Consider the following 25,355-nt stretch of genomic DNA (forward strand, 5'->3'; position numbering starts at 1 on the left):
CCCGTGCCGGGCTGCTGCTCACTGGACAACGTCGAAGCCCTCCCCCGTCAGCTCCACGTACCGGTCCTCGAGGCTGCTTGCCTCCACGGAGAACCCGCGGATCCGCACGCCGTCCGCCACGAGGGCGGCGGCGATGTGCTCGGGCAGCAGTCCGCCCTGGTTCATCGGGGCGTTCACGTGTCCGTCGAGTGCGGCGCTCGGGACCTCGGGTTCCAGGCCCAACCGGCGCAGCACGCCGCGCGCCGCCACGACGTCCGGGGTCTGGACGCTCACGTGGGTGAGGCCCGCCCTGCGCACTTCATCCAGGGCCCCCTGCGCAACCAGCTTGCCGGCGCGCATGACGGCCGCATGCGTGCAGATCTGCTCCACCTCGGAGAGCAAGTGGCTCGAGACGAAAACCGTGGTGCCCTCCCCCGCCAGCGAACGGACCAGGCTGCGGACTTCGCGGGTGCCCTGCGGGTCGAGCCCGTTGGTGGGCTCGTCCAGCACCAGGAGCTGGCGCGGCATCATCAGGGCGTTGGCGATGCCCAGCCGCTGCTTCATGCCCAGCGAGTAGGCGCGCACCTTCTTGTCCGCGGCGTGGGTCAGGCCGACACGCTCCAGCGCCCTGCCGATCCTCTCCCGCCGGGTGTTTGACGGTGCATGGCGGTCCGCGGTGTCCAGCCGGTGCAGGTTCGCGGCGCCGGACAGGAAGGGGTAGAACGCCGGGCCTTCGATCAGGGCTCCGACCCGCGGAAGCACGTCCCGCAAAGAGCCGGGCATGTCCTGGCCGAAGATCCGGACGCTCCCGCTGGTGGCTGCGGCCAGCCCGAGCATGACCCGGATGGTGGTGGTTTTCCCCGAGCCGTTGGGTCCCAGGAAGCCGAAGACGGAACCGTGCGGGACGGCCAGGTCAAGGGAGTCGACGGCGGTTTGCCGGCCGAAGCGTTTGGTCAGTCCGGAGGTCTCGATGACCAGCGCGGCAGGGTTGCCGCTGCCGCTCACCGGGCCTCCGCGGCTGCCTGCAACGACTCGAACGGGACGGACCCGGCCAGAACGCGGCCATCGTCGGTCAGGTACACGTTGACCAGGGCGGTAGAGATCAGCCGGCCGCCGTCCACCGCTTCGGTGGCTTGGGCGAGCAACGGCGAGTCCTCCCAGCCCTCCGGCAAGGCCCCTGCGGGGGCTTCCGCCACGGTCTCCCAACCGGAGCCGTGCAGGGTGACGTCATCGCTCAGCGCGGCAGCGCCGTCGTCGTGCTGGCCATGGCGGCCGGACGGTGGCTGTTTTCCGTGCCGCGGCACGGCTTTTTCGGTTACGCTGGCACCGGCCGGCGGGGTGAACTCGAACAGGCCCTGGTCCGGGGCCTCGAGGCTTAGCTTGCTGAAGCCCAACTGGAACGCCGGATCCTGCTGTCCCCGCGCGTTGACCCGGAGGCTGAGCGGCAGGCCGGTCTCGGCGTCGACGGCGACGGTCACGGATCCCACCAGCGTGGCAGTGCTGTTCGGCTCCACCAGCAGCTGATAGGCGCTGCGGCCGGCGACCTCGGTATCGGCGCCGACGGACACCTTCGTTTCCGGGCCGATCTTGGCCAGCAGGTGATCGGCGAGTTGTTCGGGGGTGTAGGCGCCACCCGGGTGGTGTGCACCGCCGTCGCGTTTCTCACCGGCGTCCGCGCAGGCGGGCAACGTCAGGTGGATCGCCTCGTTCTCCTTGGAACTGTAGACCCAGGCCTCGGTGCCATTGCGGATCACGTCGCGCTCCGCAAAGCGGTCGAAGAGCTGCAGGCGGGCCTGATCCGGCCCGTCCAGGTAGACGCGGGCGGTGCGGGAACCGGTCAGCAGCTCCAGCGCCGCGGCCACGTCGCCGCCTTCGTCGGCGGGCAGGTCCTCGGGAAGTTCCGGAAGCCCCAGCGCGGAGTCCTGTTCCAGCGTGCCGGAGAGTGCGCGGACGTCGCTGTCCGCCACCAGTTCCAGCAGCTGCTGCGGGGTCTTGTCCGGCAAATCGGTTGCGGCGTTGGCCTGCAGGGAACCGGTGAGCACTCCGCCGGCAATCACCGCGGGTACGACGGCGGCGGGCAGCCAGCGCTTCCACGTCCGGTCCATGGCACATCACCTTTTTTCTGCTGCTGCAGGACTCGCTTCCCAGCCTACGCTTCCCGCCTCCCGCGGTCACCCGTCAAAGCACACTGCCCTGGAGGATCCCGACCGTCGCCGATGTCCAGCGGCTGCTCCTGCTGCCTGGCAGCGCCGTCCGACCGGCCCGGACACCCGCTGGAGACCCGCCCGCACACTCGCCGGGGATCATGCTTGTCAGGCCCCTGTTGCCGTGTTGTAGTTGACTCACGCAATGACATGGACGCACCGCAGCGTCCCGGCGAACCCGGCCTGGCTGCGGCAATCCAGGCGCCGGTCCGCACCCAGGCCGGTAGCCGGAGGAGTGAGTGGCGATGGTTGTGCAACGGTTGTTGCCGACGGAGGAAGCACAGGACCTGATCGAGCTGGTCCGCGACATCGCGGACCGCGAGCTGCTGCCGCAGGCGGCCGAGGCCGAGGCCGCCGAGCGGTTCCCGCGCGAGGTCTTCCGGATGCTGGGGGAAACCGGGCTGCTCAGCCTGCCGTACCCGGAGGAGTTTGGCGGCGGCGGCCAGCCGGCCGAGGTCTACCTGCAGGTCCTGGAGGAACTCGGCGCCGCATGGGGCAGCGTGGCGGTGGGCGTCAGCGTCCATGCCCTCTCCTGCTTCCCTCTGGTGCATTTCGGCAGCGATGCGCAGCGCAAAACATGGCTGCCGGACATGCTTTCGGGCGACACCTTGGGGGCCTACTGCCTCTCCGAATCGCACGCGGGCTCCGACCCGGCGGCGATGCGTACCCGCGCCATCCGGAAGGGCGACGGCTATCTGATCCGCGGTGCGAAGGCCTGGACCACGCACGCCGGCGAAGCCGATTTCTACACGGTCATGGCCAGGACGTCCGACGATCCGCGGCACGGTGTTTCCTGCTTCCTGGTTCCGGCCAACACCGAAGGCCTGAGTGCGGCCCCGCCGGAGCACAAAATGGGGCTGACCGCCTCCACCACGGCGACGATGAACTTCGACGACGTGTACGTTCCGGCCAACCGCCTGATCGGCGAGGAAGGCCAGGGCCTGGCGATCGCCTTCGCGGCGCTGGACTCTGGCAGGCTGGGCATTGCGGCGGTGGCTGCCGGGCTGGGCCAGGCCGCGCTGGACCTGGCCGCCTCCTACGCCAACGAGCGCGAGGCCTTCGGCAAGCGGTTGATCGAGCACGAGGGGCTGGCCTTCCTGATCGCCGACATGGCGGTGGAGGTGGAAACCGCGCGCGCCATGTACCTGGCGGCGGCCCGGCTGAAGGACGCCGGCCTCCCCTACGGCCGGGAGGCCTCGATCGCCAAGCTGGTGGCCACCGACAACGCGATGAGCGTGACGACCAACGCCGTACAGGTGCTGGGCGGGGCCGGCTACACCCGGGACTTCCCGGCCGAGCGGTACATGCGCGAGGCCAAGGTCATGCAAATCTTCGAGGGGACCAACCAGATCCAGCGGCTGCTCATCTCCCGCCACTTCATCCGCTGACTGGACGGGGCGGACGAGACCCGCTGACCCGTCCGCCCGGCCGCGGCACGCGCCGGACGGTGCCTAACGGCCGGGGCGGCACGGTCCGGACGTTACCTCCGGTGCTTGGTCCGCGCGGTGGCCGGCGCGGTCCACGGATCCTCCGGCCACGGGTGCTTCGGGTAGCGGCCGCGCATCTCGGCGCGGACCTGCGCGTAGGGACCGGACCAGAAAGACGCCAGGTCATCGGTCACCGCCAGCGGCCTGCCCGCGGGCGAGAGCAGGTGGAACAGCACGGGGACGCGCCCGCCCACCAGTCGGGGCGTGTCCGCCCAGCCGAAGCACTCCTGCAGTTTGACCGCCACCACCGGGCGCTCTCCCCCGTCTCGTTCCGGGTAGTCAATCCGCACCCGTGAGCCGCTGGGAACCTCCAGCCGCTCCGGCACGAGCTCATCGAACCTGGCCGCTTCCGGCCAGGGCAACAGCCGGCGCAGCGGCTCGGCCAGGTCCACTGCGGCGGCCGGCTTCCCGCCGGCCAGTGCCTCCAGTTCCGGCGCCAGCCAATCGGCCAGCCGTCCCAGCAAGGCTGCGTCGGCGACGTCCGGCCAGGGCGCGCCCAGTTCGCGGTGCAGCAAGGCCAGCCGGCGGCGCAGCCCCTGGGCTGCCTCCGACCAGCCAAGAATGCCCAGCCCGCCGTCTTCCAGGGCCCGCGCTACCGCCTCCCGGCCCTCATACCGCGACGGCCGGACCGGGGCCGAGGAGAGCACGATGGCGCCAAGCCTGCGTTCCCGGCGGGCCGCAAGTTTGCCCGACTCGAAGCGCGCCTCCACCCGGTCGGTCATCAGGTGCTGGGCCGCCGTTGCCGCCGTGTCCCCCGCCAACGGTGCGGCGGCTCGGATCACCGCTCCGGTGCCTGCCGCGTCGCGGCCCTGCGCCCGGGACACCTCGGCCACAGCCAGCCACTCCTGCCCGGCCAGGGGACTGCAGGACGGCAGCCCGGCCCGGGTGCCGGACGCCAGCAGGTAGGTTTGCCCGGGACCGGGCACGCGGCGAGCGACCCGTTCAGGGAAGGCCAGCGCCACCACGAAGCCCGGATGCTCCGACCCGCCCACATCGCCGGTGGAAGGGACGACGGCGGTGCCCTCCTGCCGTACGATGCCCTCCAGCCGCCGCGCCTCCTCCCGCCAGCGCCGGGCGGCCGGGTCGCTGCGGCCTGCCGAACGCAGCCGGGACTGCAGCACCGTGAGGTCGGCCCCGGGCGCCCGCTCCTCGCCGGAGACCATGGCGACTACTTCGGCGGCAACCTGCTCACCCACTACCGCCGCGCCGTCCAGCAGCGCCCGGCCCAGCCGGGGGTCGGCCGGGACCCGGGAGAGAACACGCCCCAGATCGGTGGCGCGGCCGCCGTCGTCAACAGCCCCGAGCTCATGCAAAGTGCGCACGGCGTCCGCCATGGCCGACGCCGGCGGCGCGTCCGGAAGCTGCAGCCCCTCGCCGCCCGGGGCACCCCAGCAGGCCAGGACCAGGGCGGCACTGGTGAGGTCGGCGACCGCGATCTCCGGGGTGGGATGGGCGGGCGCGGCGCCAAGGGTTTTCGGCTCGTAGCAGCGCACCACGGTGCCCGGGCCCTGGCGGGCGGCGCGGCCGGCGCGCTGGTCGGCGGAAGCGCGGGAGGCTGACACCGTCACCAGCCCGGACATGCCGCGGGCCGCGTCCCGGCGGGGTTCGCGCGACAGCCCGGAGTCGACGACCAACCGCACGCCCGGCACGGTAAGCGAGGACTCGGCCAGCGAGGTGGAGACGATGATGCGCGGCGCCCCGCCGGGCTCCCGGCCGGAAACGGCGCGGTCCTGTGTGGCCGTGTCGGCCTGGCCGTGAAGTTCCAGCACCTCGGTGCCGGTGCCGCCACCGCCGGTGCCGCCGCGGACCCTGTCCCGGATCAGCGCGGCCACCTGCTGCACTTCCCAGGCTCCCGGCACGAAGACCAGGGCGTCCACCGAGGGGTCGTCCGCGAGCGCCGCGGCATGTGCGGCCGCCGCGGTGGAGGCAACGTGGTCCAAAAAACCGCGGGCAACTCCCCGCCCGTCCAGCCGTGGCACGGAGGCAGGAGCCCACCGCACCTCCAAGGGATGCAGCGCCGAAGGGCAGTCGACCACCGGGGCCGGCCCGGCGCCGTCGTCCCCGCCGATCAAGGCGGCAAAGCGCGGCGCGTCCAGGGTGGCCGACATCGCCACCAACGTAAGATCCCCGCGCAGCTGGCGCACCTCGCCGAGCATGCCGACCAGCAGGTCGGTCTCCAGGCCGCGCTCATGCACTTCGTCCAGGATCACCGCGTCCGTCCCGTCCAGGCCGGGATCGGTCAGCAGCCTGCCCAGCAGGATTCCCGGCGTGACGAATTCGATCAGGGTCTGCGGACCCGTCCGGCGTTCCCCGCGCACCGTATGGCCGACGCGGCCGCCAAGCTGGCAGCCATCCAGCGCTGCCAGGCGCCTGGCGGCTGAACGGGCCGCGACCCGGCGGGGCTGGGTGACCACGATGCGCGGCCGGCGGTCCGGTGCGCTGCCGGCCACCAGGTTGGCCACCAGCGGCGGGACCAGGGTCGTCTTGCCCGTGCCCGGCGGAGCCTGCACGACGGCGGTGCCGGCCCGGGTGCCGGTGGTTGCCGGCCCGCCGGCCGCCCCAACCGGGCCGCCCGTCAGGGCAGCGGCCAGGTCGTCCAGGGAATCGGCGAAGACCAGGCCCGCACCCATCGCGGCCAGGTCGAAAAGGACGTGGCGGTGCGCGGGTTCCTGCGGGGCTGACTGGCTCACCCTTCCATTGTGCCGGTGCCTGTTGCGTCCTCCGGCATCGCGAAGGTTCGCCGACGGCAGGCGGCTGCTCCGCCGTCGTTGTTCCCATTTCCACAGGCGCCGCATCTCCCTTGGCAGCGTCGGGGAACTGTGCCACGTTGGAGGTGGAGTGGCGAACAATCCTTTCTGAAGGGACGTGGTCCAGATGCCGAAGACGACGAAGAGCGGCAAGCCGAAGCAGAGCGAATTGCCCAGCACACTGCGGCGGTCGGGCAAGAAGGCCCAGGACACTTTCGCGGAGGCCCACGATTCCGCGGCCGAAACGTACGGCGACGAGGAACGTGCCCACCGCGTGGCCTACAGCGCGCTTAAGCACACGCACGAGAAGGTGGGCGACCACTGGGAGCCGAAGGAAAAGAAGGGCCCCTCCGACCCGCAAGCGGAGGGCGGCGCCGGCACTTCGCGGGAGACCAAGGGCGGGGTGGACGCAAACGCCTCCAAGCAGCACCTCTACGATCTGGCCAAGAAGCTCGATGTCCCCGGCCGGTCGAAGATGGACAAGTCAGAGCTGGTCGAGGCGCTGCGCAAGGCCAACGACAGGGAGACCAGAAAGTCGCGGTAGCCGTTGACGGCTACCGCTCCTGCCGCTAGCGTCTTGGCTCCGTCTTCCAGTATCCATCCGTGATCGAGGAGCACTCCATGGCACACGTCAGCGTTATCGGTACCGGAAAGATGGGCCAGGCCATTTCCGGGGTCGTCACCAAGGGCGGCAACACCGTCGAGATGCTCGGCCACTCCGACGAGGACAAGCCGGTCACCGGTGACATCGTCGTCTTGGCCGTGCCCTATCCCGCCCTGGCCGACATCCTCGGCAAGCGCCCCGCGCAGCTATCCGGCAAGGTGGTCGTGGACATCACCAACCCGCTGAACTTCGAGACCTTCGACTCCCTCACCGTGGCGGCGGACAGCTCCGCGGCCGCGGAACTGGCCGCCGCGCTGCCGGACTCGGCGGTGCTCAAGGCCTTCAACACCACCTTGGCCGCCACGCTGGCTGCCGGGACGGTCGGCGGGTTGACCACCACCGTGCTGGTGGCCGGCGACGACGCAGAGGCCAAAACCATGCTGGCCGAGGTCGTCGCCGCCGCCGGACTCCGTGTTATCGACGCCGGTGCCTTGTCCCGGGCCCGGGAACTGGAAGCCATGGGCTTCCTGCAGATCACCTTGGCCGCCAGCGAGAAGATCGCTTGGAGCGGCGGCTTCGGCGTGGTGCCCTGACCTCAGCTGGCGCCGGCTCCATGGCTGGGGGTGGCCCGCGGACAGCTGCCGCCCGCCCGGGGTTTGGATCGTCACTGCCCCGCCAACTGTGGCCGAAAACAACCGCGGACGGCCGCTCCTATTAGGCTGGGGCACATGGACCTGGAGAGCGCGGCACGGGAGCTGTACGCGCTGTTGCCCGGCGAATTCACCGCGGCCCGCAACGCGAGGGCCAAGGAGGCAGCCCAGGACGGCCACAAGGAACTCGCCGGGCAGATCAAAGCGCTGGCGAAACCGTCGGCCGCGGCCTGGTTGGTCAATCTCCTGAACCGGCACCGGAGCGCGGACATCGCCGGGATCGTGGAACTGGGCCACGCCATGAGCGAAGCCCAGGAGCAGCTCGATCCGCAACAACTGCGCCGGCTGGGCGACCAGCGCCGGGAACTGCTGGCCGCCGTGGCGGCAGAGGGCCGGAAACTGGCCGATGAGCTCGGGCAAAAGGTGAGTGCCGCGGCAGTCGCCGAGGCGGAGCAGACGCTGCATGCGGCGATGGCAGATGCCGCAGCGGCGGCGGCCGTAACCAGCGGCCTGCTGACCGAGTCGCTCTCATCGAACGGGATTGACCCGGTGGACCTGGACGGCCGCGTGGCGCTGCCCGGGGCGGGCGCTCCCCCGGAGGCAGGTGCCGAGCCGGCGCCACCGCGCCAGCCGAAGCGGTCCTCGCGGGACGAACTCGCCGAGCGCCGGGCCGCCAAGGCCGAACGGGCCGCCACGCAGGAAGCCGAAGAGGCCGAACGACGGCGCCGGCAGGCGCAGGCGGCGCTGGACAAGGCGGAGCAGCGCAAGCAAGACGCCGAAGCATCGGAACAGAAGGTGCTGGACAAGCTGGACCAACTGCAGAACCGACGGGACGAACTCGTGGGCGAGCTCGCCGAACTGAAGCGGCGTATCGAGGACCTGGAACGTGAGGTCGCCTCGACGGACCGCAAGATGGAAGCTGCCGAGGAAGACCTGGTTTCCGCGGCCAAGACCGCCGACCGGACGCGCAAGGCCGCCGCCGCCGCCCGCCGCGAGCTCGACGGCCAGGACTAGCCGCCCGGTGGTCACCGCGGGGCCGGCATCGGCGTGAACATGTAGCCTAGGTCTCAGGTCCGGCGGGCAGAATGCCCGGACCGGCCGGAGCCGACAGGGGGGGCCAACATGTGGCGCATTGATGCGGCCAGGACCGCGCTGCTGATGATCGACATGCAGAACGATTTCGTGCTGGAAGGCGCGCCGATGGAAGTGCCGATGGCCCGCCACCGACTGCCGGAAATGGTGACCGCCGCCGCGGCTTGCCGGCAGGCAGGCATCCCGGTCATCTATACCCGACACGTGCTGCTGGAAACGTTCGACGTTTCGCCGCTGGAGACCACCTACAACCAGCGGCTGCGGACGGCCGGCATGCGCCGCGGAACCAGCGGAGTTGAGATCGTCGAGGAACTCAAGCCCGAAGCCGACGACTACGTGCTGGACAAGCACCGCTACGACGCCTTCCACAACACGCAGCTGAAGAGCGTCCTGGCTACCATCCGCGGGCTGAACACCGTGGACACCGTGATCATCGCCGGCACGTTGACCGAGGTCTGCTGTGAATCGACCGCGCGCAGTGCCTACGTGAACGACTACAAAGTGGTGTTCCTGTCGGACGCAACCGGCGGCCGGTCGGAGGCAGCGCAGTCCGCCTCCCTGGACGCCATCGGCACCTTCTTCGGCCGGGTGATGAGCTCGGTCGAGATGGAACGGGAGATCGGCACCACGGCGTAGGGACTTTTCCTCCGCAGTGAAACGTTGAACAAGTGACACATCAACATAGCCGGCAAGACCGTAAGGAGCATGGCAATGAAGATCAATGCGCTGGTAGTCGAAGAAAAGGACGCGCCGTTCGTCCCCGAGCAGCTGGAGCTGGACGAGCCCGGGCCGGGCGAAGTGCTGGTTAAGGTCGCCGCCGTCGGCCTCTGCCACACCGACCTGATCACCCAGGCCGGCGACATGCCGCTGCCGCTGCCCGGCGTGCTGGGCCATGAAGGCTCCGGCGTGGTGGAGGCCGTCGGGGACGGCGTGACGAATGTTGCCGTGGGCGACCACGTGATCATGGGCTGGGCTTACTGCGGCGAGTGCAAGAACTGCCTGCGCGGCGAGCACCGCTACTGCCTGCGGCTGGGCGAGGCGCTGGTGAGCGGCGCACGGTTCAAGGGGCCGGACGCGGGGAAGTCCGCATACACCCGGGCCGACGGCAGCAAGGTCTCCGGCCACTTCTTCGGCCAGTCATCCTTCGCCGACTACTCGCTCGCACTGGCGTCGTCGCTGGTGAAGGTGGACAAGGACATCCCGCTGGAACTGCTCGGGCCGCTGGCCTGCGGTATTACGACGGGTGCAGGCGCGGTGTTCAACACCGCAAAGCCCGAACCGGGCCAGTCGCTGGTGGTGTACGGAGCCGGCGCCGTGGGTCTGGCCGCGATCATGGCCGCGAAGAACACGCCCGCGGCCACCATCATTGCCATCGACCTGCATGATTCGCGGCTGAAACTGGCGCGCGAACTGGGTGCCACCCACACCATCAACTCCGGCAACACCAGCGCCCTCGAGGAGATCCAGCGCATCTGCGGCGGCCCGGCCGACTACGTGCTGGAATGCACCGGCAACATCAAGGTGGTTGAAGAAGCTGCGGACGCCGTGGGCTTGCTGGGCACACTGGTGCTGATCGGCGGGGCGCCGGCTCAGGCGCGGTTCTCGGTGGACCACCTGCGCACGCTCTGGGGCAAGCGGATCATCGGCACCCTCGGCGGTTCCAGCACCTCCGCCCAACTGATCCCCGGGCTCATCGCCCTGTACAAGGCCGGACGGTTCCCCTTCGACAAGCTGGTGAAGTACTACGGGTTCGACCAGATCGACGCGGCCATCGCCGATTCAGCCGCCGGCGGGACCATCAAGGCCGTCTTGAAAACCGCCGGCTGAAACCCTTCTCGCACGGCCGCGCCGCTGCGGCCGGTACAACCATGCAATCAACCTGAAAGGACGGGATATGTCCCTGCTTGATGCCTCCCTGTGGGAGGGCAAGATTTATGTCAACGGCTGGCGCGACGGCGGTGCCGGCACCGCCGCTTCGGTGGAGCCGGCCACCGGCGAGACCCTGGGCACCTACGGCCTGGCCTCGGTCGAGGACGTGCACGAGGCGGCAACCGTTGCCGCCGCCGCGCAGAAGGAATGGGCCGCCCGCAAGCCGGAAGAACGCGCCGCCGTGCTGCGCCGCGCCGGCGCGCTGTGGGAAGAACACGCCGAGGAAATCCAGTCCTGGATCGTCCGCGAATCCGGCGGCATCGGCCCCAAGGCCGGCCTGGAAACCCACATCGCCGCCAACGAATGCTACGAAGCCGCAGCGCTGCCCTCGCTGCCGGCCGGCGACGTGCTCACCTCCAACGAGGACCGCTGGTCCTTCGCCCGCCGCCGCCCGGTCGGCGTCGTGTCCGTGATTGCACCGTTCAACTTCCCGCTGATCCTCTCCATCCGCGCCGTCGCCCCCGCCCTCGCGCTGGGCAACGCGGTGCTGCTCAAACCGGACCCGCGCACCGCTGTGTGCGGCGGCGTGACCCTGATGCGCGTCTTCGAAGAAGCAGGCCTGCCCGCCGGGCTGCTGTCCCTGCTGCCCGGCGGCGCGGACATCGGCGCCGCCGTGGTCGAAGCCCCCGAGGTCCGGGTCATCTCCTTCACCGGCTCCACCGCCGCCGGCCGCAAGATCGGCGAATCCGCCGCCCGGAACCTCAAGCGCGCGCACCTGGAACTCGGCGGCAACAACGCCATGATCGTGCTGCCCGGCGCGGACCTGGCTAAGGCCGCATCCGCCGCCGCGTTCGGCTCGTTCATGCACCAGGGCCAGATCTGCATGACCACCGGCCGGCACATCGTCCACGAGGACATCTACGAGGACTACGTCGCCGCGCTGGCCGAAAAGGCCAGGAACCTGCCGGTCGGCGACCCCAAGACCGGCACCGTCGCGCTCGGCCCGATCATCGACGAGAACCAGCTCAAGCGCATCGACTCGATCGTGCAGGACGCCGTCGCCGCCGGCGCCCGGCTCGCCGCCGGCGGCACCAACGACGGCCCGTTCTACTCCCCCACCGTGCTGGCCGACCTCGACCCGGCCAACACCGCGTGGAAGGACGAGATCTTCGGCCCGGTCGCCCCGGTGATGAAGTTCTCCACCATCGACCAGGCCGTGGAACTGGCCAACGCCAACGAGTACGGACTCTCGCTGTCCATCCTGGGCGAGGTCGGCCTGGCCATGCAGATCGCTGACCGCGTCGACTCGGGCAAGGTCCACATCAACGAACAAACCGTCTCCGACGAAGCCAACTCCCCGTTCGGCGGCACCAAGAACTCCGGCAACGGCTCCCGCATCGGCGGCCACCAAGCCAACATGGACTCCTTCACCGAGACCCAGTGGCTCACCGTCCGCCCGGACATCGCACAGTACCCGTTCTAAACCCCGCGGGTACCAACGACGGCGAGCGGCTGGCAGCCAGCCGCTCGCCGTCGCGTGGATTCAACTCCCAGACCAGGCTGCAACGTGCCGCCCGTAGGCGTGGGGAAGGCGCCGCGGTCACCCGGCGGAGAACCGCCCGTACCGGGTTCACTGAAGGCGTAGCGGCAGCAGGATCAAACCTGCCCATTCTGCGGTTCCATGGAGAGCAAGCAAAGCTCCCGGAGGTGGGCCGTGAACACAATCCCGGAACCGCATGCCGAACCACAGCCCGCGGACACCATGCAGGACCCGCTGGACTCGTATTCGGCGTCCGTGGTGCGCGTAGCCGAGACCGTCACGCCGCACGTGGCGGGTATCCAGATGGAAGTACGACGCCGGGACAGGACCTTCCCGTCCGGCGGCGGCTCCGCTGTGGTCTTCACCGAAGACGGCTACCTGCTCACCAACGCGCATGTGGTGGCCAACTCCGACGGCGGCCGTGCGGCCTTCGCGGACGGGTCACGCACGGACGTTGACGTGGTCGGCGCAGATCCACTCTCCGACCTGGCCGTGCTGCGCGGCCGGCTCACGGTGCCGCGCCCGGTCGAGCTGGGCGATGCTTCCAAGCTGCGCGTGGGCCAGTTGGTCGTCGCCGTGGGCAGCCCGCTGGGCCTGTCCGGCTCGGTGACGGCAGGGGTGGTCAGCGCGCTGGGGCGCTCAATCCCGGTCGCCGCGGGCAGGAACCGGAGGGTGATTGAGGACGTCATCCAGACGGACGCCGCGCTGAACCCGGGCAATTCCGGCGGCGCCCTGGCCGACGCCTCCGGACGGGTTATCGGGATCAACACCGCCGTCGCCGGGATCGGGCTAGGCCTGGCCGTGCCGATCAACGCCACGACCCGCCGGATCATCTCCGCGTTGCTGGCCGACGGGCGCGTGCGGCGCGCCTACCTTGGCCTGGTGAGCACGCCGGTGCCGCTGTCCCCGCGGGACATCATGCGTACCGGCGAGCGAAACGCGCTGCGGGTGGTCGAAGTGCTGCCCGGCTCCCCCGCCGAGCAGGCCGGACTGCGACCCGGCGACCTGGTGATCCGGGCCGCCGGCCAGCCGGTGGCAAACGCGCAAAGCCTGCAGCGGCTGCTCTTCGCAGACGCCATCGGCGTGGAGTTTCCGCTGGCCGTGCTGCGCAGCGGGTCCGTGCTGGAGCTGATCGCCTGGCCGGTGGAAATGTCAGCCGGTTAGATTCGGGGCACCGCCGGCTCTTGCCCCGCCGGCACGGTGCCTGGGTGAGGATAACCCGGACCCGAGACACCGCCGTCGTTGTATCTGAATGGGCCCAGGTCCTACGGTTGGAGAAACCGCGCCGAACCAGCCGGCCCTCACGTCGGGCCGGCGGACCAGGAGGGGTAAAACATGGCGATCACGGACGGCCTCGCCGGCTCACTGGAGCAAGAGCTGGGCTGGCAACGGGACCTGTACAAGGACCTGCACCGGAACCCCGAGCTCAGCATGGAAGAACATAACACCGCCGATCGGATCGCATCAGAGCTGACCGGCTTCGGCTACGGGGTCCAGCGGATCGGCGGGACGGGCGTCGTCGGGGTCCTGGCCAACGGTTCCGGCAGCACCGTGCTGGCTCGGGCGGACATCGATGCGCTGCCGGTCGCCGAGGCCACCGGCCTGGACTACGCCGCGGAGACCACCACGAAGCTTCCCGGCGGCGGTACCACCGGCGTCATGCACGCCTGCGGCCACGACATGCACATCGTGTCCCTGCTGGGCGCGGCGAAGCTGATGGCCGCGCACCGGGACGGCTGGGCAGGCACCTATGTGGCACTCTTCCAGCCGGGAGAGGAGACTGCCGCGGGGGCCCAGGCAATGGTCGACGACGGCCTTGCCACCAAGGTTCCCAAACCCGACGTCGCCTTCGCCCAGCATGTGATGCCCACCGAGGCCGGAAAGATCGGCACCACGGCCGGCCCCATCCTCTCTGCCGGCGACTCCCTGAAAATTACGGTCTACGGGCGCGGCGCCCACGGCTCCATGCCGCACAACGCCGTGGACCCGGTGGTGCTGGCCGCGTCGATCGTGCTGCGGCTGCAGACCATCGTGTCCCGCGAGACCAAGCCGGGCGAATTCGCAGTAGTGACCGTCGGCGCCTCCAATGCGGGCACCAAGTCCAACATCATCCCGGACCGTGCGGAGCTGCTGCTGAACCTGCGCACGTACGATCTGGCCCTGCGGGAACGGATCATGGCATCGATCGAACGGATTGTCCGCGGCGAGTGTGCGGCCGCCGGATCGCCCCGCGACCCGGAGTTCGAGTACTACGACCAGTTCCCGTTGACCAGCAACGACGCCGAAACCACCGAACGCATCACGGCGGCCTTCACGCGGCACTTCGGGGAAGACCAGGTCTACCACGCCGAACCGGCCACGGCCTCCGAGGACTTCAGCCGGATTCCGGATGCCCTCGGGGTGCCCTATACCTATTGGACGGTCGGCTCCGTTCCGGCCGACGTCTACCGGAAAGCCGTGGAGAACGGAACGGTCTCCGAAGACATTCCGGCCAACCACTCACCCTTCTTCGCTCCCGCCATCGACCCGACGCTCTCGGTCGCCACCCAAGCGCACGTCTTTGCAGCGCTGGAGTACCTGGCAAAGTAAGGGGTCGTTTGCCATGACCGAATCCACCACGGCCACCGTCCGCACGGACTGGAAACCTACCGACAAGTGGCTGCTGGGCATCGTCCTGGCCGTCATCAATTTCTGGCTCTTCGCCCAGACTCTGCTCAACGTCATCCCGGGCATCAGGGACGAGTTGGGCGTTGAACAAACGCTGGCCAACCTGGCAGTCTCGATCACGTCGCTGTTTTCGGGCATCTTCATCGTCGTCGCGGGCGGACTCGCCGACCGGCTGGGCCGGGCCAAGGTCATGTACGCCGGGATCTACCTCAGCATTCTCGGCTCCCTGCTGATCGCGCTGACACCCGAAAACCTCGGCGGCCTCACCGACTTTATGCTGCTGGGCGGCCGCGCGATCCAAGGCCTGTCCGCCGCGTGCATCATGCCTTCGACCATGGCGCTGATCAAGAGTTACTACGAGGGCAAGGACCGGCAGCGGGCACTCTCGTATTGGTCCATCGGTTCCTGGGGCGGCTCGGGCTTCTGCGCGCTGTTCGGCGGGCTGATGGCCACCTCCTTCCTGGGCTGGCGGTCCATCTTCTGGATCTCGATCGTGCTGTCAGTGCTGGCGCTGTTCCTGCTCCGGGGCACGCCCGAGTCGCGGGCGGCCGCCGATCCGGAGGCCGCCGGGCACCGCTTCGACTGGGGCGGGCTGGCCTGCTTCATCGTCATGCTGGTGGCCATCAACGTGTACATCTCCCAGGGGCCGGCCATCGGCTGGTTCAGCTGGCCGGGGGTCGCGCTGGTGGCCGCTTTCGTGGTGTTCGGCCTGCTGTTCCTGCAGATCGAAAGCCGTCGCCACTTCGCGTTTGTGGACCTGAAGCTCTTCAGAAACGGCACCTTCACCGGCGCCACCCTGTCCAACTTCCTGCTCAACGGCGCCGCGGGAACGCTGATCGTTTCGCTGGGACTGGTGCAGGTGGCCGCCGGGTTGAGTTCGCTGCAATCGGGCCTGCTGACGCTCGGCTACCTGATCGCCATCCTCGCCACCATCCGGGTGGGCGAGAAGCTGCTGCAGCGCTTCGGTCCAAAGAAGCCCATGCTGTGGGGCAGCATGATCACCGGTGTTGGCATCCTGTTGTGCTCCGCGACCTTCCTGCACATCGAAGAGTACATAGTGCTCACCGTCATCGGGTTCACCCTGTTCGGCGTCGGCCTGGGGTTCTACGCCACCCCGTCCACCGATGCCGCCCTGTCCAACGTCCCGGACGCCCAGGTGGGTGCGGCGTCCGGCATCTACAAGATGGCGTCCTCGCTGGGCAATGCCATCGGCGTGGCCATCTCCGCGGCACTGTACGTGGCCGCGCAGGCGGTGAACCCAGAGCTCATCCAGTCCTGGGGCCTGTTTATCGGCCGCCAGGACAACGTGGCGCTGCGCTTCGGCGGGGCGGTCGGGCTGTTGTTCAACGTCTTCATGGTCGTGGTCGCAATCGCCTCGATTATCGTCACGGTCCCCGCCACCAGGAGCAAGGATGAGGAGGAGGCCAGGCCGGACGAAGTCGCGCCGCCGGCCTTCGGGAACTAGAGCGTCGTTGACCGCAGCCGTGACCCGGAGTATAAATGGCCGTTCAGGTCGCCGTTCGCCAATCCTTCAGTGGAGGCACTGCCATGTCGGTCCATGCATCCAGCGGTTCAAGCATTCCAGGCTACGGGTACGGCACGGTGGCCCACTCACCGGTTACTCTGGCCGAGCTCGAGGAGCTCAAGGCAAGCGCCATGTTCGGCGAGGAGGACGCCGCCGTGCTGCGCCGTGCCGGCGAGGTCCTCGACGGCCAGGTGGAGGACGTGCTCGACGTCTGGTACGGCTTTATAGCCGGGCAGCCGCATCTCGTGGCCCACTTTTCCCGGCCCGACGGCCCGCCGATCGAGGACTACCTGGGGGCAGTCCGCCTGCGGTTCGGCCAGTGGATCCGGGACACCTGCACCAAGCCCTACGACCAGGAGTGGCTGGACTATCAGAATGAGATTGCCCTGCGCCATACTCCCGAGCACAAGAACGACACGGACCATGTCGGGTCGACGCAGGTGGTCCCGCTGCGGCATCTCATCGCGCTGATCGGGCCCGTAGTCACCACGATGCGGCCGTTCCTGGCACGCGGCGGAGCTTCGGCCGAGGACGTGGACGCCATGATGCAGTCCTGGCTGAAGGCCGTGGTCCTGCAGATTGCGTTGTGGTCCCGGCCCTACACGCTCCCTGGCGAGTGGTAACGGCCCCGGGCAGAAGGCTCAGCGCCGGGGCCGCTCCGGTACGGCGTCGGCCGCTGGCAGCCAGCGCCGTGCTGCGGCGATAAGCATCAGGACCAGCAGGATGAGCAAGGCACCGTCGGCCGCGATATAGAAATAATGCAGCGCGGAACCACCGTCGTCCGTGCCTGCCAGCACCATGTCGGTCCGGCGGTTAAGCAGCGGCCGGACCACTATCACCTTGGCCAGCAGCACGACGACGGCGCCGCCCACCAGCGCCCAAAACCGACGGTCTACGCGCTGTCCCACCAGCGACAGCACCAGCAGCGCGGCCAGGACGAGTTCCGCGATGTTCATCGCGGTGAAAACCAACCGGCCGATACCCAGCCCCAGCGGAATGGTGATGCCGGGCGCCTGAAACTTCAGCGGCGCCTCGATCAGCGAAATGCCGACAATGAGGCCCAACCAAAGGGCCGGCAGCACCAGCCGCGCCGCCATGCGCAGGCGAACCATGTTGTACCTCCAAGTCCACCCTCCATCCTACGTTTCCGCGCGAGCGGCACGGGCGCGCGCGCACGTTTCCTCAGGATTTGCTCAAGGATGCGTGCCCGCGACAAATTGCTATCGACAAGGCCCAGCGGTGTCCATACACTCCAAACTCTAGTGACTTACTAGAGTTTCGAGGAAAGGCACACAAGATGCGCAATCTGTTCCTCATGGCCATCGTCGGCCTACTCGCCCAAATGGTCGACGGCTCGCTCGGCATGGGATACGGCGTGACCTCCTCCAGCCTGATGATTGCCGTAGGCATCGCTCCCGCTGCGGCCAGCGCAGCAGTCCACCTCTCCGAGGTCGGCACAGCGCTGATTTCCGGTTTCGCCCATCACAAGTTCGGCAACGTCGACTGGCGCATCGTCGGGATCATGGCTGTCCCCGGGGGCATCGGCGCCTTCATGGGAGCCAACTTCCTGGTCAGCCTGCCGGCCGACGCCGCCAAGCCATGGGTTGCTCTGCTGCTCTGCCTGCTCGGTGGTTACGTCCTGTTCCGGTTCCTGATCCTGTCCGGCCGGAGGCCGCAGTTCAAGGGTCGGGTCAAGGCCGCCTTCCTGATGCCGCTTGGCCTCGTCGCCGGAACGATGGACGCCATCGGCGGTGGCGGCTGGGGGCCTATCGGCACCACCTCGCTGCTGTCCACCGGCAAGATTGAACCCCGCAAGGTTATCGGCTCGATCTCCGCCACCGAATTCATCGTTGCGGTCAGTGCGTCATTGGGCTTCCTGCTCGCACTCGGACGGGAGGGCATCAACTTCGCTTGGGTTCTGGCCCTTCTGGCCGGCGGCGTCATCGCGGCCCCCGTCTCGGCGTGGCTGGTACGGCACCTGGCCGCAGCGGTCCTCGGCGTAGCAGCCGGAAGCCTCATTATTCTGACCAACGCCAAGACCATGATGGAGACTTGGGGCGGGGCGGAAAAGAACTCCGACCCGGTCTGGCTCACGCTGGCCGTCCTGGGGGTCGCGGCCGGCCTGTTGATCACGCAGGCCGTCCGCAAGGAGTCGCGCCGCCGCCATGAGGAGGAGCCCGAGCGGGAGCTCGCCGGCGCCTGAGACAATGGGGTGGTGCACATCACCGCCAAATCCGACTACGCCCTGCGCGCCCTGATCGTCATCGCCCGGTCGTCCGAGGCGCAGACCGGAACGCTGGCGGCCGAGGCCGTAGCGGCCGCCCAAGACATCCCGCACAACTACTTGCTGTCGATCCTTGCCGACCTGCGGCGCAGCGGCATTGTGCGCAGCCGTCGCGGCCAAGGCGGCGGCTGGCACCTGGCCCGCACGGCAGCTGAGATCACCGTCGCGGACATCATCCGTGCGGTCGACGGGCCCCTGGTGAGCGTGCACGGAGTGCGGCCCGAAGCGGTGCAATACGAGGATGCGGCAGCGGTTCTCCAGCCGGTCTGGATCGCCGCGCGCAGCAGCCTGCGCGAAGTGCTGGAGTCGGTTACCCTGGACCAGCTCGCCTCCGGTCAGCTGCCGGCTGAAGTCACCGAGCGCAGTGCGCGCGACGACGCGTGGGAGCCCAGGTAGCCACGCCTCGGCGGCCTCCCCCTCGCTGCGGGTCACCGACCGACGGCTGGGCTCCCGGCTTGCAATCGGGCCCGGCGAAGTCGGCCGCTCTCTATCTCGCCAACCCAGTACCCTCGGTGCCGGCTGAAGGAGTCTTCGACGGCACCGTGGTGTCCACGCGGTAGAGCGGTTTCCTGCGCCGGCCACCGGCCCCGGGCGGGTCCTCGATGTTCCTGGGCCCGTTGATCATGACGGCGCCGACCAGCATCACCACAATGCAGGCGCCCAGCATGGCGAAGGAAGCGTTCCAGGACCCGGTGGCTTCGTGCACCACGCCGAACAGCAGCGGGGCGATGCCTGCGCCGGCGTAGCCGATGCCTTGGCTGAAGCCGGACAGGACCGCCGAGCCGTGCGTGGTGCGCGAGCGCAGGTTCACCATCAGCAGCGCGGTGGCGAAGGTGCCCTGGCCCAGCCCGGAGAGGGTCATCCACCACCATGTGCCGCTCTCCGGCGAGAGCAGCAGGCCCAGATGCCCGCCGATCCAGCAGGCGGTGAAGACCAGGATGGCGGCGATGGGGTGCTTCAGCCGGGGCACGATCAGTGGCACGAGCAGGCTGGCGGGCAGGCCGAGGATGGCGAAGTACGCCAGGGCCGAACCCGCGGTCGCAGAGTCGATGCCGTGTTCGGTCAGGTAAGGCGGCAGCCAGGAGAAGTACACATACGTCTGCGCGGAGTTGCCGGCCAGGAAGATTGCCAGGCCCCAGGCGACCGGTGAGCGCCACGGGTTCAGCTTCGCCGGCACCGCCGGAGGTTCCGGAGCGCGAACGGCAGGCCCCTTGCGGCGGATCGGCCCGAGGGCGTCCTCGTCCGCACGCTGTTTGGGCGAGGCAGCCGCCGGAGCATGCCCCCCGGCGTCGTCCGTCCTGCCCTTGCGGCGATCCCCTACCGCCTGGACCGCCCACGGGATCAGCACCACGGCGCTGACCGAGGCCCAGAGCGAGATCGAGGTCCGCCAGCCCGCGGCGTCCGCCACCGGGACAGCAAGTTGCGGACTCATCGCCGTGCTGACCGCAAGCAGGGTCACATAGCCTGCGGTCACCACGCCCACCCGGTCCGGGAAGTATTTCCGGACCAGCGGCGGCAGCACGACGTTGCCGATTCCGTACCCCGCCATCACCACCGCGCTGAGGGTAAGGAACGGCCACACGCCGCCGGCGGCGGCGCGGCCCAACTGGCCGACGACCGCCAGCAGCACGGCGGCCACCAGCACCTTTTCCAGCCCGAGCCAGCGGATCAGCGCCGGGGTGCCCAGGCCGGCGGCGGCGAACACCAACGGCGGCAGCATCGCCAACACTCCGATGGTGGTGGCGTCGAAGCCGAGTTCGGGGCCGAGCTCGCCCAGCAGCGGCCCGACGGCGGAGACCGCGGCGCGCAGGCTCAGCGCCATCAGCAGGATGCCCAGCAGCGCGCCGATCCGCCCGGTCCACGGCCTGCGGAGAAAGTAGTTCACCCGCCCACCCTAGCGGCGGCAGGCCCGCTTACCCGGCCGGATACGGTTCGCGGCGCAGCAGCCGGGCCAGATGAACGGCGTTGCGCGCCGCGGTCGCCGTCGTCGTCACCGTCACTTCCGGGGTTTCCGGCAGGTCCTGGAAGTCGGTACCGTGCATCGCCTCGCCCACCCAATAGGTGGACCCCTGCGCTGGCAGGCTGAAACCGACGTCTCCCAGGCCCTGGTACAGCTCGGCCGTGACATGGTGGGCGCCGTCCTCATTGCCGACGACGGCCACCAGCGCGACTTTGTCGAACATGCTGGGCCGCCCCTGCTCGTCGGTTTCGGATAGCTCGGCGTCCAGGCGTTCGAGCACGAGTTGCGCCAGGCTCGCGGGGTGGCCCAGCCAGATCGGTGTCGCAAGCACCAGGATGTCCGCGGCCAGGATCTTGGTGCGAATGGACGGCCAGGCGTCGCCGTCGCCCATGTCGGTCTGCACGCCGGGTTTGACGTCGTGGTCCACGACCCGCATGAGGTCACACGTGACGCCGTGTGCCGATAATTGCGTGATCACCTGCCGGGCCAGCAGTTCGCTGCTGGACGGTTTGGGCGACGGCGTCAGGGTGCAGACCAGTGCCAGTGCGTTGAGTTTCGTCTCCTCCATAGCGCCATTCTGCGGCTTCGCCATGCCGTCGGGAAGGGGAGGCAATGAGTGGTGCAGCTGTGACTGCCGAATCTGGTGTTCGGGAAGGCGGTGTTCCGCACCTCGAGCATCGACGCCCGGAAAGGAGACGGTCGCCGTCGTTGTTCGCTTCCGTTGTAACCGACTTCCGGGCGGTGACGCGAGCCACCGTAAGATGGTGCTGGCGCCCTTCCCGTGCGGCGCCGCGACCGCAAAACCGCCCGCCAGGGGCGGCTGCGACCTCGCGAAGAACTAGGAAGTGGTGCCAAGGATGCTTGACCCGTCAACGATCGAGTCCATCGCCGACGAGCTGGTGGAAGCCGGACGGACCCGGACGCCGGTGAAACGGCTGACCGCCCGCTACCCGGAGATGACCATTGAGGACTCCTACAAAGTGCAGAACCTCTGGCGCGAGCGCAGCGAGGCCGCCGGACGCACGCTGGCAGGCCGGAAGATCGGCTTGACGTCCAAGGCGATGCAATACGCCACCGGCATCAGCGAACCGGACTACGGGATCATCTTTGACGACATGATCCTGGAGAACGGCTGCACGGTGAAGTGGGACCAGTACACCCACCCGCGCATCGAAGTCGAACTCGCCTTCGTGCTCAACCGCGACGTCAAGGGACCCAACGCCACCATTTTCGACGTCCTGAATGCCACCGAGTACGTGGTTCCCGCGCTCGAAATCCTGGACTCGCGGATCGAGATGGAGGGCCGCACCATCGTGGACACCATCTCGGACAACGCCGCCATGGGCGCCATGGTGATCGGCGGCAACCCGGTCCGCCCGCAGGACGTGGACCTGCGCTGGATCTCCGCCATCCTGTACAAGAACCAGACCGTGGAGGAAACCGGCGTCGCCGCCGGCGTGCTCAACCACCCGGCCGCGGGCGTGTACTGGCTGGCCAACAAGATCGCCCCGCACGGCGACCACCTCAAGGCCGGCGAAACCATCCTCGCCGGCTCCTTCACCCGCCCCATGTGGGTCCACGAGGGAGACACCGTCTTCGCCGACTACGGGCAGCTGGGAACCATCACATGCCGTTTCGAGTAGAGCCCGATCGGTCCTTCAAGGACGCCCTGTCCGCCGCCGACCGCCCGTTGGCCGGCATCTGGGTCTGCTCCGGCTCGCCGCTGGTGGCCGAACTGTGCGCCGGGGCCGGCTTCGACTGGATCTTCATCGACGCCGAGCACTCCCCCAACGGGCTGGAGTCGGTGCTGGCCCAACTGCAGGCCGTGCGCGGCTACCCCGGCATCCCGGTGGTCCGCCCGCCGGTCAACGACACCGTGCTGATCAAGCAGTACCTGGACCTGGGCGCGCAGTCACTGATCATCCCGATGGTGCACACCGCCGAACAGGCCCGCGCCGCCGTCGCGGCCACCCGCTACCCGCCGGCCGGCGTGCGGGGGGTCGGTTCCGCGCTCGCCAGGTCGGCCCGGTGGAACCGCATCCCGGACTACCTCACCCGCGCGGAGGAGACGCTCACGCTCGTTGTCCAAATCGAGTCCGCCGAGGCCGTAGAGAACGCCGCGGAAATTGCCGCGGTGGACGGCGTGGACGGCGTATTCATCGGCCCGTCCGACCTGGCCGCCTCGATGGGCGTGATTGGCCAGCAGGAGCACCCGGACGTGGTCGCCGGCGTGGAGAAGGCGTTAAAGGCGGCCAAGGCGGCCGGCAAGTTCGTGGGGGTTAACGCCTTCGCCGAAGCCTCCGCCCGCCGCTACATGGAGTGGGGCGCCGATTTTGTCGGCGTCGGGGCCGACGTGGCGCTGCTGGCCCGCGGCTCCGAGGCCCTGGTGGCCAAGTACATCCCCTCGGACGGGGACGGCACGGCCGGCACCCCGGCCAGTTACTGATCCTCCGTAGAACGACGGCGGTGCTTGGGTGGGTTTCGCAGCCCACCCGAAGCGCCGCCGTCCTGCGCGGCGAGGTGGAGCAACTGCGGGTTGGGGAAGCGTCCTTCGGCTAAAAATGCTAAGACTTGACCATGGCTGGTTCTTTCAAGGTTGGCGATAGAGTGCGCTGGAACTCAGAGGCCGGCGAAATCCACGGCAGAGTCACCAAGGTCCACACCAAGGACTTCGAATTCCGGGGCCGCACGAGGCGCTGCTCCGAGGATGAGCCCCAGTACGAAGTCCAGAGCGACAAGACGGACAACTTGGCTGTCCACAAGGGCTCGGCGCTGCGCAAAGCGGGCTAATCGGCGACGCCGCCGAAGGCTCTCGGGCCTGGGACTCCACCGACGTTTGAGGCTCCGCACCGGTTCCAGGAGGTTGAGACGTGGCAGCTGCAGCTAACCGGACTACCGGCCCGCTGCACCGGGCTCCCGCCCTGGCCCGCGTCACCCAAGAACCGGGCGGCGTCGGGTTGATCGAGCACACGCTCCGCGCTCCGGGTGCGGACGAGCTGGAGCTGCAGATCGGCCTGTGCGGGCTGTCCGGCTCGGACGTGATCGTCTACCGTGCGGATCCGGCAGCGGCTTCGGTACCCAACGGCATGGTGCTGGGACACGAATCGGTCGGGACCGTGACCTCCGCCGGGCTGCTGGCCCCGGAGGGCCTCTCCCCCGGCACAAGGGTGGTACCGATGTCCACCGTTGGCTGCGGCCACTGCGACGCCTGCCGGGCGAACCAGCCGCACCTGTGCCGCCGGCGCTCGATCCTGGGCCTGACCCAACACGGTCAGGCGGCCGCCAGCGCCCTTGTTCCGTGGCGCAACGTGGTTCCCGTACCGGATGCCGTTCCGGATGCAACGGCGGTGCTCACCGAGCCCGCGTCGGTCGCTTGGCGTGCCGTGACGACCGTGGGCCAGATCAGGCCCGGGGAACGCGTGGGGATATCCACCACCCGCAGCATCGGCCTGCTCGCCGGCCTGATCGCGCAAGGCGCAGGTGCCGAGGTCACCATGATCGGGCGCGAGGGGCCGGGGCATGCCGCCCGGGTCCGGCTGGCCGACAGCCTCGGGCTGCCCAGCTCCACCCGGGAGCGTCCCGACGGCTACGACGTATGGATCGAAGCCACAGGCGCGGGCACTCACCTGGCACGGGCCGTGCAGGAGCTGCGTCCGGGCGGTCGGCTGGTCATGGTGGCCATGTACGCCACCGGTTCCGCCGCTCCGGCGGTCCGGACGCGCAAGAACCTGGCTGTCCTGGACAGCTTCATCTCCACCCGCCCGGACTTCGAGCAGGCCCTCGAATTCCTCGCCGGCTTCCCCGATCTGGGCCAGCGGCTCATCACGACCTATCCCCTGGACCAGGCCGTCGAAGCGCTGCGGCTGACAGCCGAAGCCAGCACTGACGCCGCGGGGCGGCCGCTGGTCAAAGCCGTCCTGGACCCCAACGGCTGAGCGGAACCCTCGACATGTGACCGATTGGTCACCTATGATGCTTGCATGGATGCCGTGTTCAAGGCCTTGGCGGATCCCACCCGGCGCGGGCTGCTGGATGAACTGTTCCGCGAGGACGGGCAGACCCTCACCGCACTCGAAGCGCGGTTCGGCATCACGCGCTTCGGCGTCATGAAGCACCTGAAGCAACTGGAAGAGGCCGGCCTGGTGGTTACCCGCCGCCGTGGCCGCGAGAAACTCCACTTCCTGAATCCGGTGCCCATTCGGCTCATCCACGACCGCTGGGTGAGCAAATATGCACAACCATGGGCCGCTGCCCTCAGCGACCTCAAATCCCGATTGGAAAGTCCCATGGAAAAAATCTTCGAGATCTACATCCGCACCACTCCGGAACAGCTTTGGGAAGCCATCACGGACAGCGAGATCAGAAGCAAGTACCAGTTCGGCAACCGGATCGAGACCGACTGGACGCCGGGTTCCGGGTACGCGGTGACCAACCCAAAGGCCGATGCGCCGCTGAGCGAAGGCGAGAACCTGGAAGTCGATCCGCCCCGCAGGCTGGTCCAGACCATGCGCGCGCTGTGGGGCGAGGACGTTGTGGCCGAAGGCACGTCCCGGGTGACGTGGGAGATCGAGCAGGTGGAGGATTCCTGCCGCCTCACCGTCACGCACGACCAGCTGCGCGAGGGGGCCAACGAGCAGGTTTACGGCGGCTGGCCAATGGTCCTGTCTGGCCTCAAGACGTGGCTGGAGACCGGGGAGAAACTCACCACCCCCGGCTCGCTGATGTACACCTGATACCGGCCAGGCGG

General features: G+C 69.0%; 24 protein-coding genes. 18 read left to right on the forward strand and 6 right to left on the reverse strand.

Features of this window, described 5'->3' with window-relative positions:
* Nucleotides 1-18: 18 nt before the first annotated feature.
* Together AC5RVD_RS01705 and AC5RVD_RS01710 are read right to left on the reverse strand one after the other, a co-directional pair.
* Nucleotides 19-984, reverse strand: coding sequence for an ABC transporter ATP-binding protein (locus AC5RVD_RS01705; protein WP_494121241.1), 966 nt, complete (start codon nucleotides 982-984; stop codon nucleotides 19-21).
* A complete protein-coding gene (locus tag AC5RVD_RS01710; RefSeq protein ID WP_494125750.1) occupies nucleotides 981-2,084 on the reverse strand; it encodes a LolA family protein in 1,104 nt (367 codons plus the stop codon). The genes AC5RVD_RS01705 and AC5RVD_RS01710 overlap by 4 nt, the downstream gene beginning before the upstream one ends.
* Before the next feature lie 344 nt (nucleotides 2,085-2,428).
* On the opposite strand from AC5RVD_RS01710, the gene AC5RVD_RS01715 reads away from it, so the two are divergent.
* Complete coding sequence (locus AC5RVD_RS01715; RefSeq protein WP_494113236.1) at nucleotides 2,429-3,571, forward strand: acyl-CoA dehydrogenase family protein; 1,143 nt, start codon at nucleotides 2,429-2,431, stop codon at nucleotides 3,569-3,571.
* Between the two features lie 92 nt (nucleotides 3,572-3,663).
* On the opposite strand, the gene hrpB is transcribed toward AC5RVD_RS01715, so the two are convergent.
* Nucleotides 3,664-6,300: an ATP-dependent helicase HrpB gene (gene hrpB / locus AC5RVD_RS01720; protein ID WP_494126048.1), complete on the reverse strand. Its 2,637-nt coding sequence runs from the start codon at nucleotides 6,298-6,300 to the stop codon at nucleotides 3,664-3,666.
* 244 nt (nucleotides 6,301-6,544) lie between these two features.
* Between hrpB and AC5RVD_RS01725 the strand changes: the two genes are divergently transcribed.
* The 10 genes from AC5RVD_RS01725 (at nucleotide 6,545) to AC5RVD_RS01770 (ending at nucleotide 16,987) form a co-directional block, all read left to right on the forward strand.
* Nucleotides 6,545-6,961, forward strand: a complete 417-nt coding sequence (locus tag AC5RVD_RS01725) for a ChaB family protein (RefSeq protein WP_494125751.1) — start codon at nucleotides 6,545-6,547, stop codon at nucleotides 6,959-6,961.
* A gap of 77 nt (nucleotides 6,962-7,038) precedes the next feature.
* A complete protein-coding gene (locus AC5RVD_RS01730) occupies nucleotides 7,039-7,614 on the forward strand; it encodes an NADPH-dependent F420 reductase (protein WP_494125752.1) in 576 nt (191 codons plus the stop codon).
* A gap of 135 nt (nucleotides 7,615-7,749) precedes the next feature.
* The gene (locus AC5RVD_RS01735; RefSeq protein WP_494125753.1) at nucleotides 7,750-8,685 is read left to right on the forward strand and encodes a transposase; all 936 of its coding nucleotides are present in this window, start codon (nucleotides 7,750-7,752) and stop codon (nucleotides 8,683-8,685) included.
* Nucleotides 8,686-8,793: 108 nt separating this feature from the next.
* Nucleotides 8,794-9,399, forward strand: a complete 606-nt coding sequence (locus AC5RVD_RS01740) for an isochorismatase family protein (RefSeq protein WP_494125754.1) — start codon at nucleotides 8,794-8,796, stop codon at nucleotides 9,397-9,399.
* 75 nt (nucleotides 9,400-9,474) lie between these two features.
* Nucleotides 9,475-10,590: an NAD(P)-dependent alcohol dehydrogenase gene (locus tag AC5RVD_RS01745; RefSeq protein WP_494125755.1), complete on the forward strand. Its 1,116-nt coding sequence runs from the start codon at nucleotides 9,475-9,477 to the stop codon at nucleotides 10,588-10,590.
* A gap of 67 nt (nucleotides 10,591-10,657) precedes the next feature.
* Nucleotides 10,658-12,115, forward strand: coding sequence for an aldehyde dehydrogenase family protein (locus tag AC5RVD_RS01750; protein ID WP_494125756.1), 1,458 nt, complete (start codon nucleotides 10,658-10,660; stop codon nucleotides 12,113-12,115).
* A gap of 279 nt (nucleotides 12,116-12,394) precedes the next feature.
* Nucleotides 12,395-13,336: a S1C family serine protease gene (locus AC5RVD_RS01755; protein ID WP_494126049.1), complete on the forward strand. Its 942-nt coding sequence runs from the start codon at nucleotides 12,395-12,397 to the stop codon at nucleotides 13,334-13,336.
* A 171-nt stretch (nucleotides 13,337-13,507) separates the two neighbouring features.
* Nucleotides 13,508-14,761, forward strand: coding sequence for a M20 family metallopeptidase (locus AC5RVD_RS01760; RefSeq protein WP_494125757.1), 1,254 nt, complete (start codon nucleotides 13,508-13,510; stop codon nucleotides 14,759-14,761).
* Between the two features lie 13 nt (nucleotides 14,762-14,774).
* Nucleotides 14,775-16,304: an MFS transporter gene (locus AC5RVD_RS01765; protein ID WP_494125758.1), complete on the forward strand. Its 1,530-nt coding sequence runs from the start codon at nucleotides 14,775-14,777 to the stop codon at nucleotides 16,302-16,304.
* A gap of 83 nt (nucleotides 16,305-16,387) precedes the next feature.
* Nucleotides 16,388-16,987 carry a protoglobin domain-containing protein gene (locus AC5RVD_RS01770; RefSeq protein ID WP_494125759.1) on the forward strand — a complete coding sequence of 200 codons (600 nt, stop codon included), beginning with the start codon at nucleotides 16,388-16,390 and terminating at the stop codon, nucleotides 16,985-16,987.
* Between the two features lie 18 nt (nucleotides 16,988-17,005).
* Here the strand turns inward: AC5RVD_RS01770 and AC5RVD_RS01775 are convergent, their stop codons facing one another.
* The gene (locus tag AC5RVD_RS01775; RefSeq protein WP_494121251.1) at nucleotides 17,006-17,476 is read right to left on the reverse strand and encodes a hypothetical protein; all 471 of its coding nucleotides are present in this window, start codon (nucleotides 17,474-17,476) and stop codon (nucleotides 17,006-17,008) included.
* Between the two features lie 185 nt (nucleotides 17,477-17,661).
* On the opposite strand from AC5RVD_RS01775, the gene AC5RVD_RS01780 reads away from it, so the two are divergent.
* Both AC5RVD_RS01780 and AC5RVD_RS01785 read left to right on the forward strand, forming a co-directional pair.
* Complete coding sequence (locus tag AC5RVD_RS01780) at nucleotides 17,662-18,567, forward strand: sulfite exporter TauE/SafE family protein (protein WP_494112686.1); 906 nt, start codon at nucleotides 17,662-17,664, stop codon at nucleotides 18,565-18,567.
* Nucleotides 18,568-18,579: 12 nt separating this feature from the next.
* Entirely contained in the window at nucleotides 18,580-19,044 is a 465-nt protein-coding gene (locus AC5RVD_RS01785; protein WP_494112685.1) for an RrF2 family transcriptional regulator, read from the forward strand.
* 91 nt (nucleotides 19,045-19,135) lie between these two features.
* Here the strand turns inward: AC5RVD_RS01785 and AC5RVD_RS01790 are convergent, their stop codons facing one another.
* Nucleotides 19,136-20,533: an MFS transporter gene (locus AC5RVD_RS01790; protein ID WP_494125760.1), complete on the reverse strand. Its 1,398-nt coding sequence runs from the start codon at nucleotides 20,531-20,533 to the stop codon at nucleotides 19,136-19,138.
* 28 nt (nucleotides 20,534-20,561) lie between these two features.
* Nucleotides 20,562-21,176 carry a flavodoxin family protein gene (locus AC5RVD_RS01795; protein WP_494083715.1) on the reverse strand — a complete coding sequence of 205 codons (615 nt, stop codon included), beginning with the start codon at nucleotides 21,174-21,176 and terminating at the stop codon, nucleotides 20,562-20,564.
* A 289-nt stretch (nucleotides 21,177-21,465) separates the two neighbouring features.
* Between AC5RVD_RS01795 and hpaH the strand changes: the two genes are divergently transcribed.
* From hpaH to AC5RVD_RS01820, 5 genes are all read left to right on the forward strand, one after another.
* Nucleotides 21,466-22,251 carry a 2-oxo-hept-4-ene-1,7-dioate hydratase gene (hpaH, locus tag AC5RVD_RS01800; RefSeq protein ID WP_494107391.1) on the forward strand — a complete coding sequence of 262 codons (786 nt, stop codon included), beginning with the start codon at nucleotides 21,466-21,468 and terminating at the stop codon, nucleotides 22,249-22,251.
* The gene (locus tag AC5RVD_RS01805; protein ID WP_494125761.1) at nucleotides 22,236-23,054 is read left to right on the forward strand and encodes an HpcH/HpaI aldolase family protein; all 819 of its coding nucleotides are present in this window, start codon (nucleotides 22,236-22,238) and stop codon (nucleotides 23,052-23,054) included. The genes hpaH and AC5RVD_RS01805 overlap by 16 nt, the downstream gene beginning before the upstream one ends.
* 131 nt (nucleotides 23,055-23,185) lie before the next feature.
* Complete coding sequence (locus AC5RVD_RS01810; protein ID WP_494112682.1) at nucleotides 23,186-23,398, forward strand: hypervirulence associated TUDOR domain-containing protein; 213 nt, start codon at nucleotides 23,186-23,188, stop codon at nucleotides 23,396-23,398.
* Nucleotides 23,399-23,478: 80 nt separating this feature from the next.
* Nucleotides 23,479-24,543: a zinc-dependent alcohol dehydrogenase gene (locus tag AC5RVD_RS01815; protein ID WP_494125762.1), complete on the forward strand. Its 1,065-nt coding sequence runs from the start codon at nucleotides 23,479-23,481 to the stop codon at nucleotides 24,541-24,543.
* A 45-nt stretch (nucleotides 24,544-24,588) separates the two neighbouring features.
* Nucleotides 24,589-25,341, forward strand: coding sequence for an ArsR/SmtB family transcription factor (locus AC5RVD_RS01820; protein ID WP_493978964.1), 753 nt, complete (start codon nucleotides 24,589-24,591; stop codon nucleotides 25,339-25,341).
* The last annotated feature ends 14 nt before the right edge of the window (nucleotides 25,342-25,355 follow it).

It is taken from the genome of Arthrobacter sp. THG-b23, assembly GCF_059091265.1.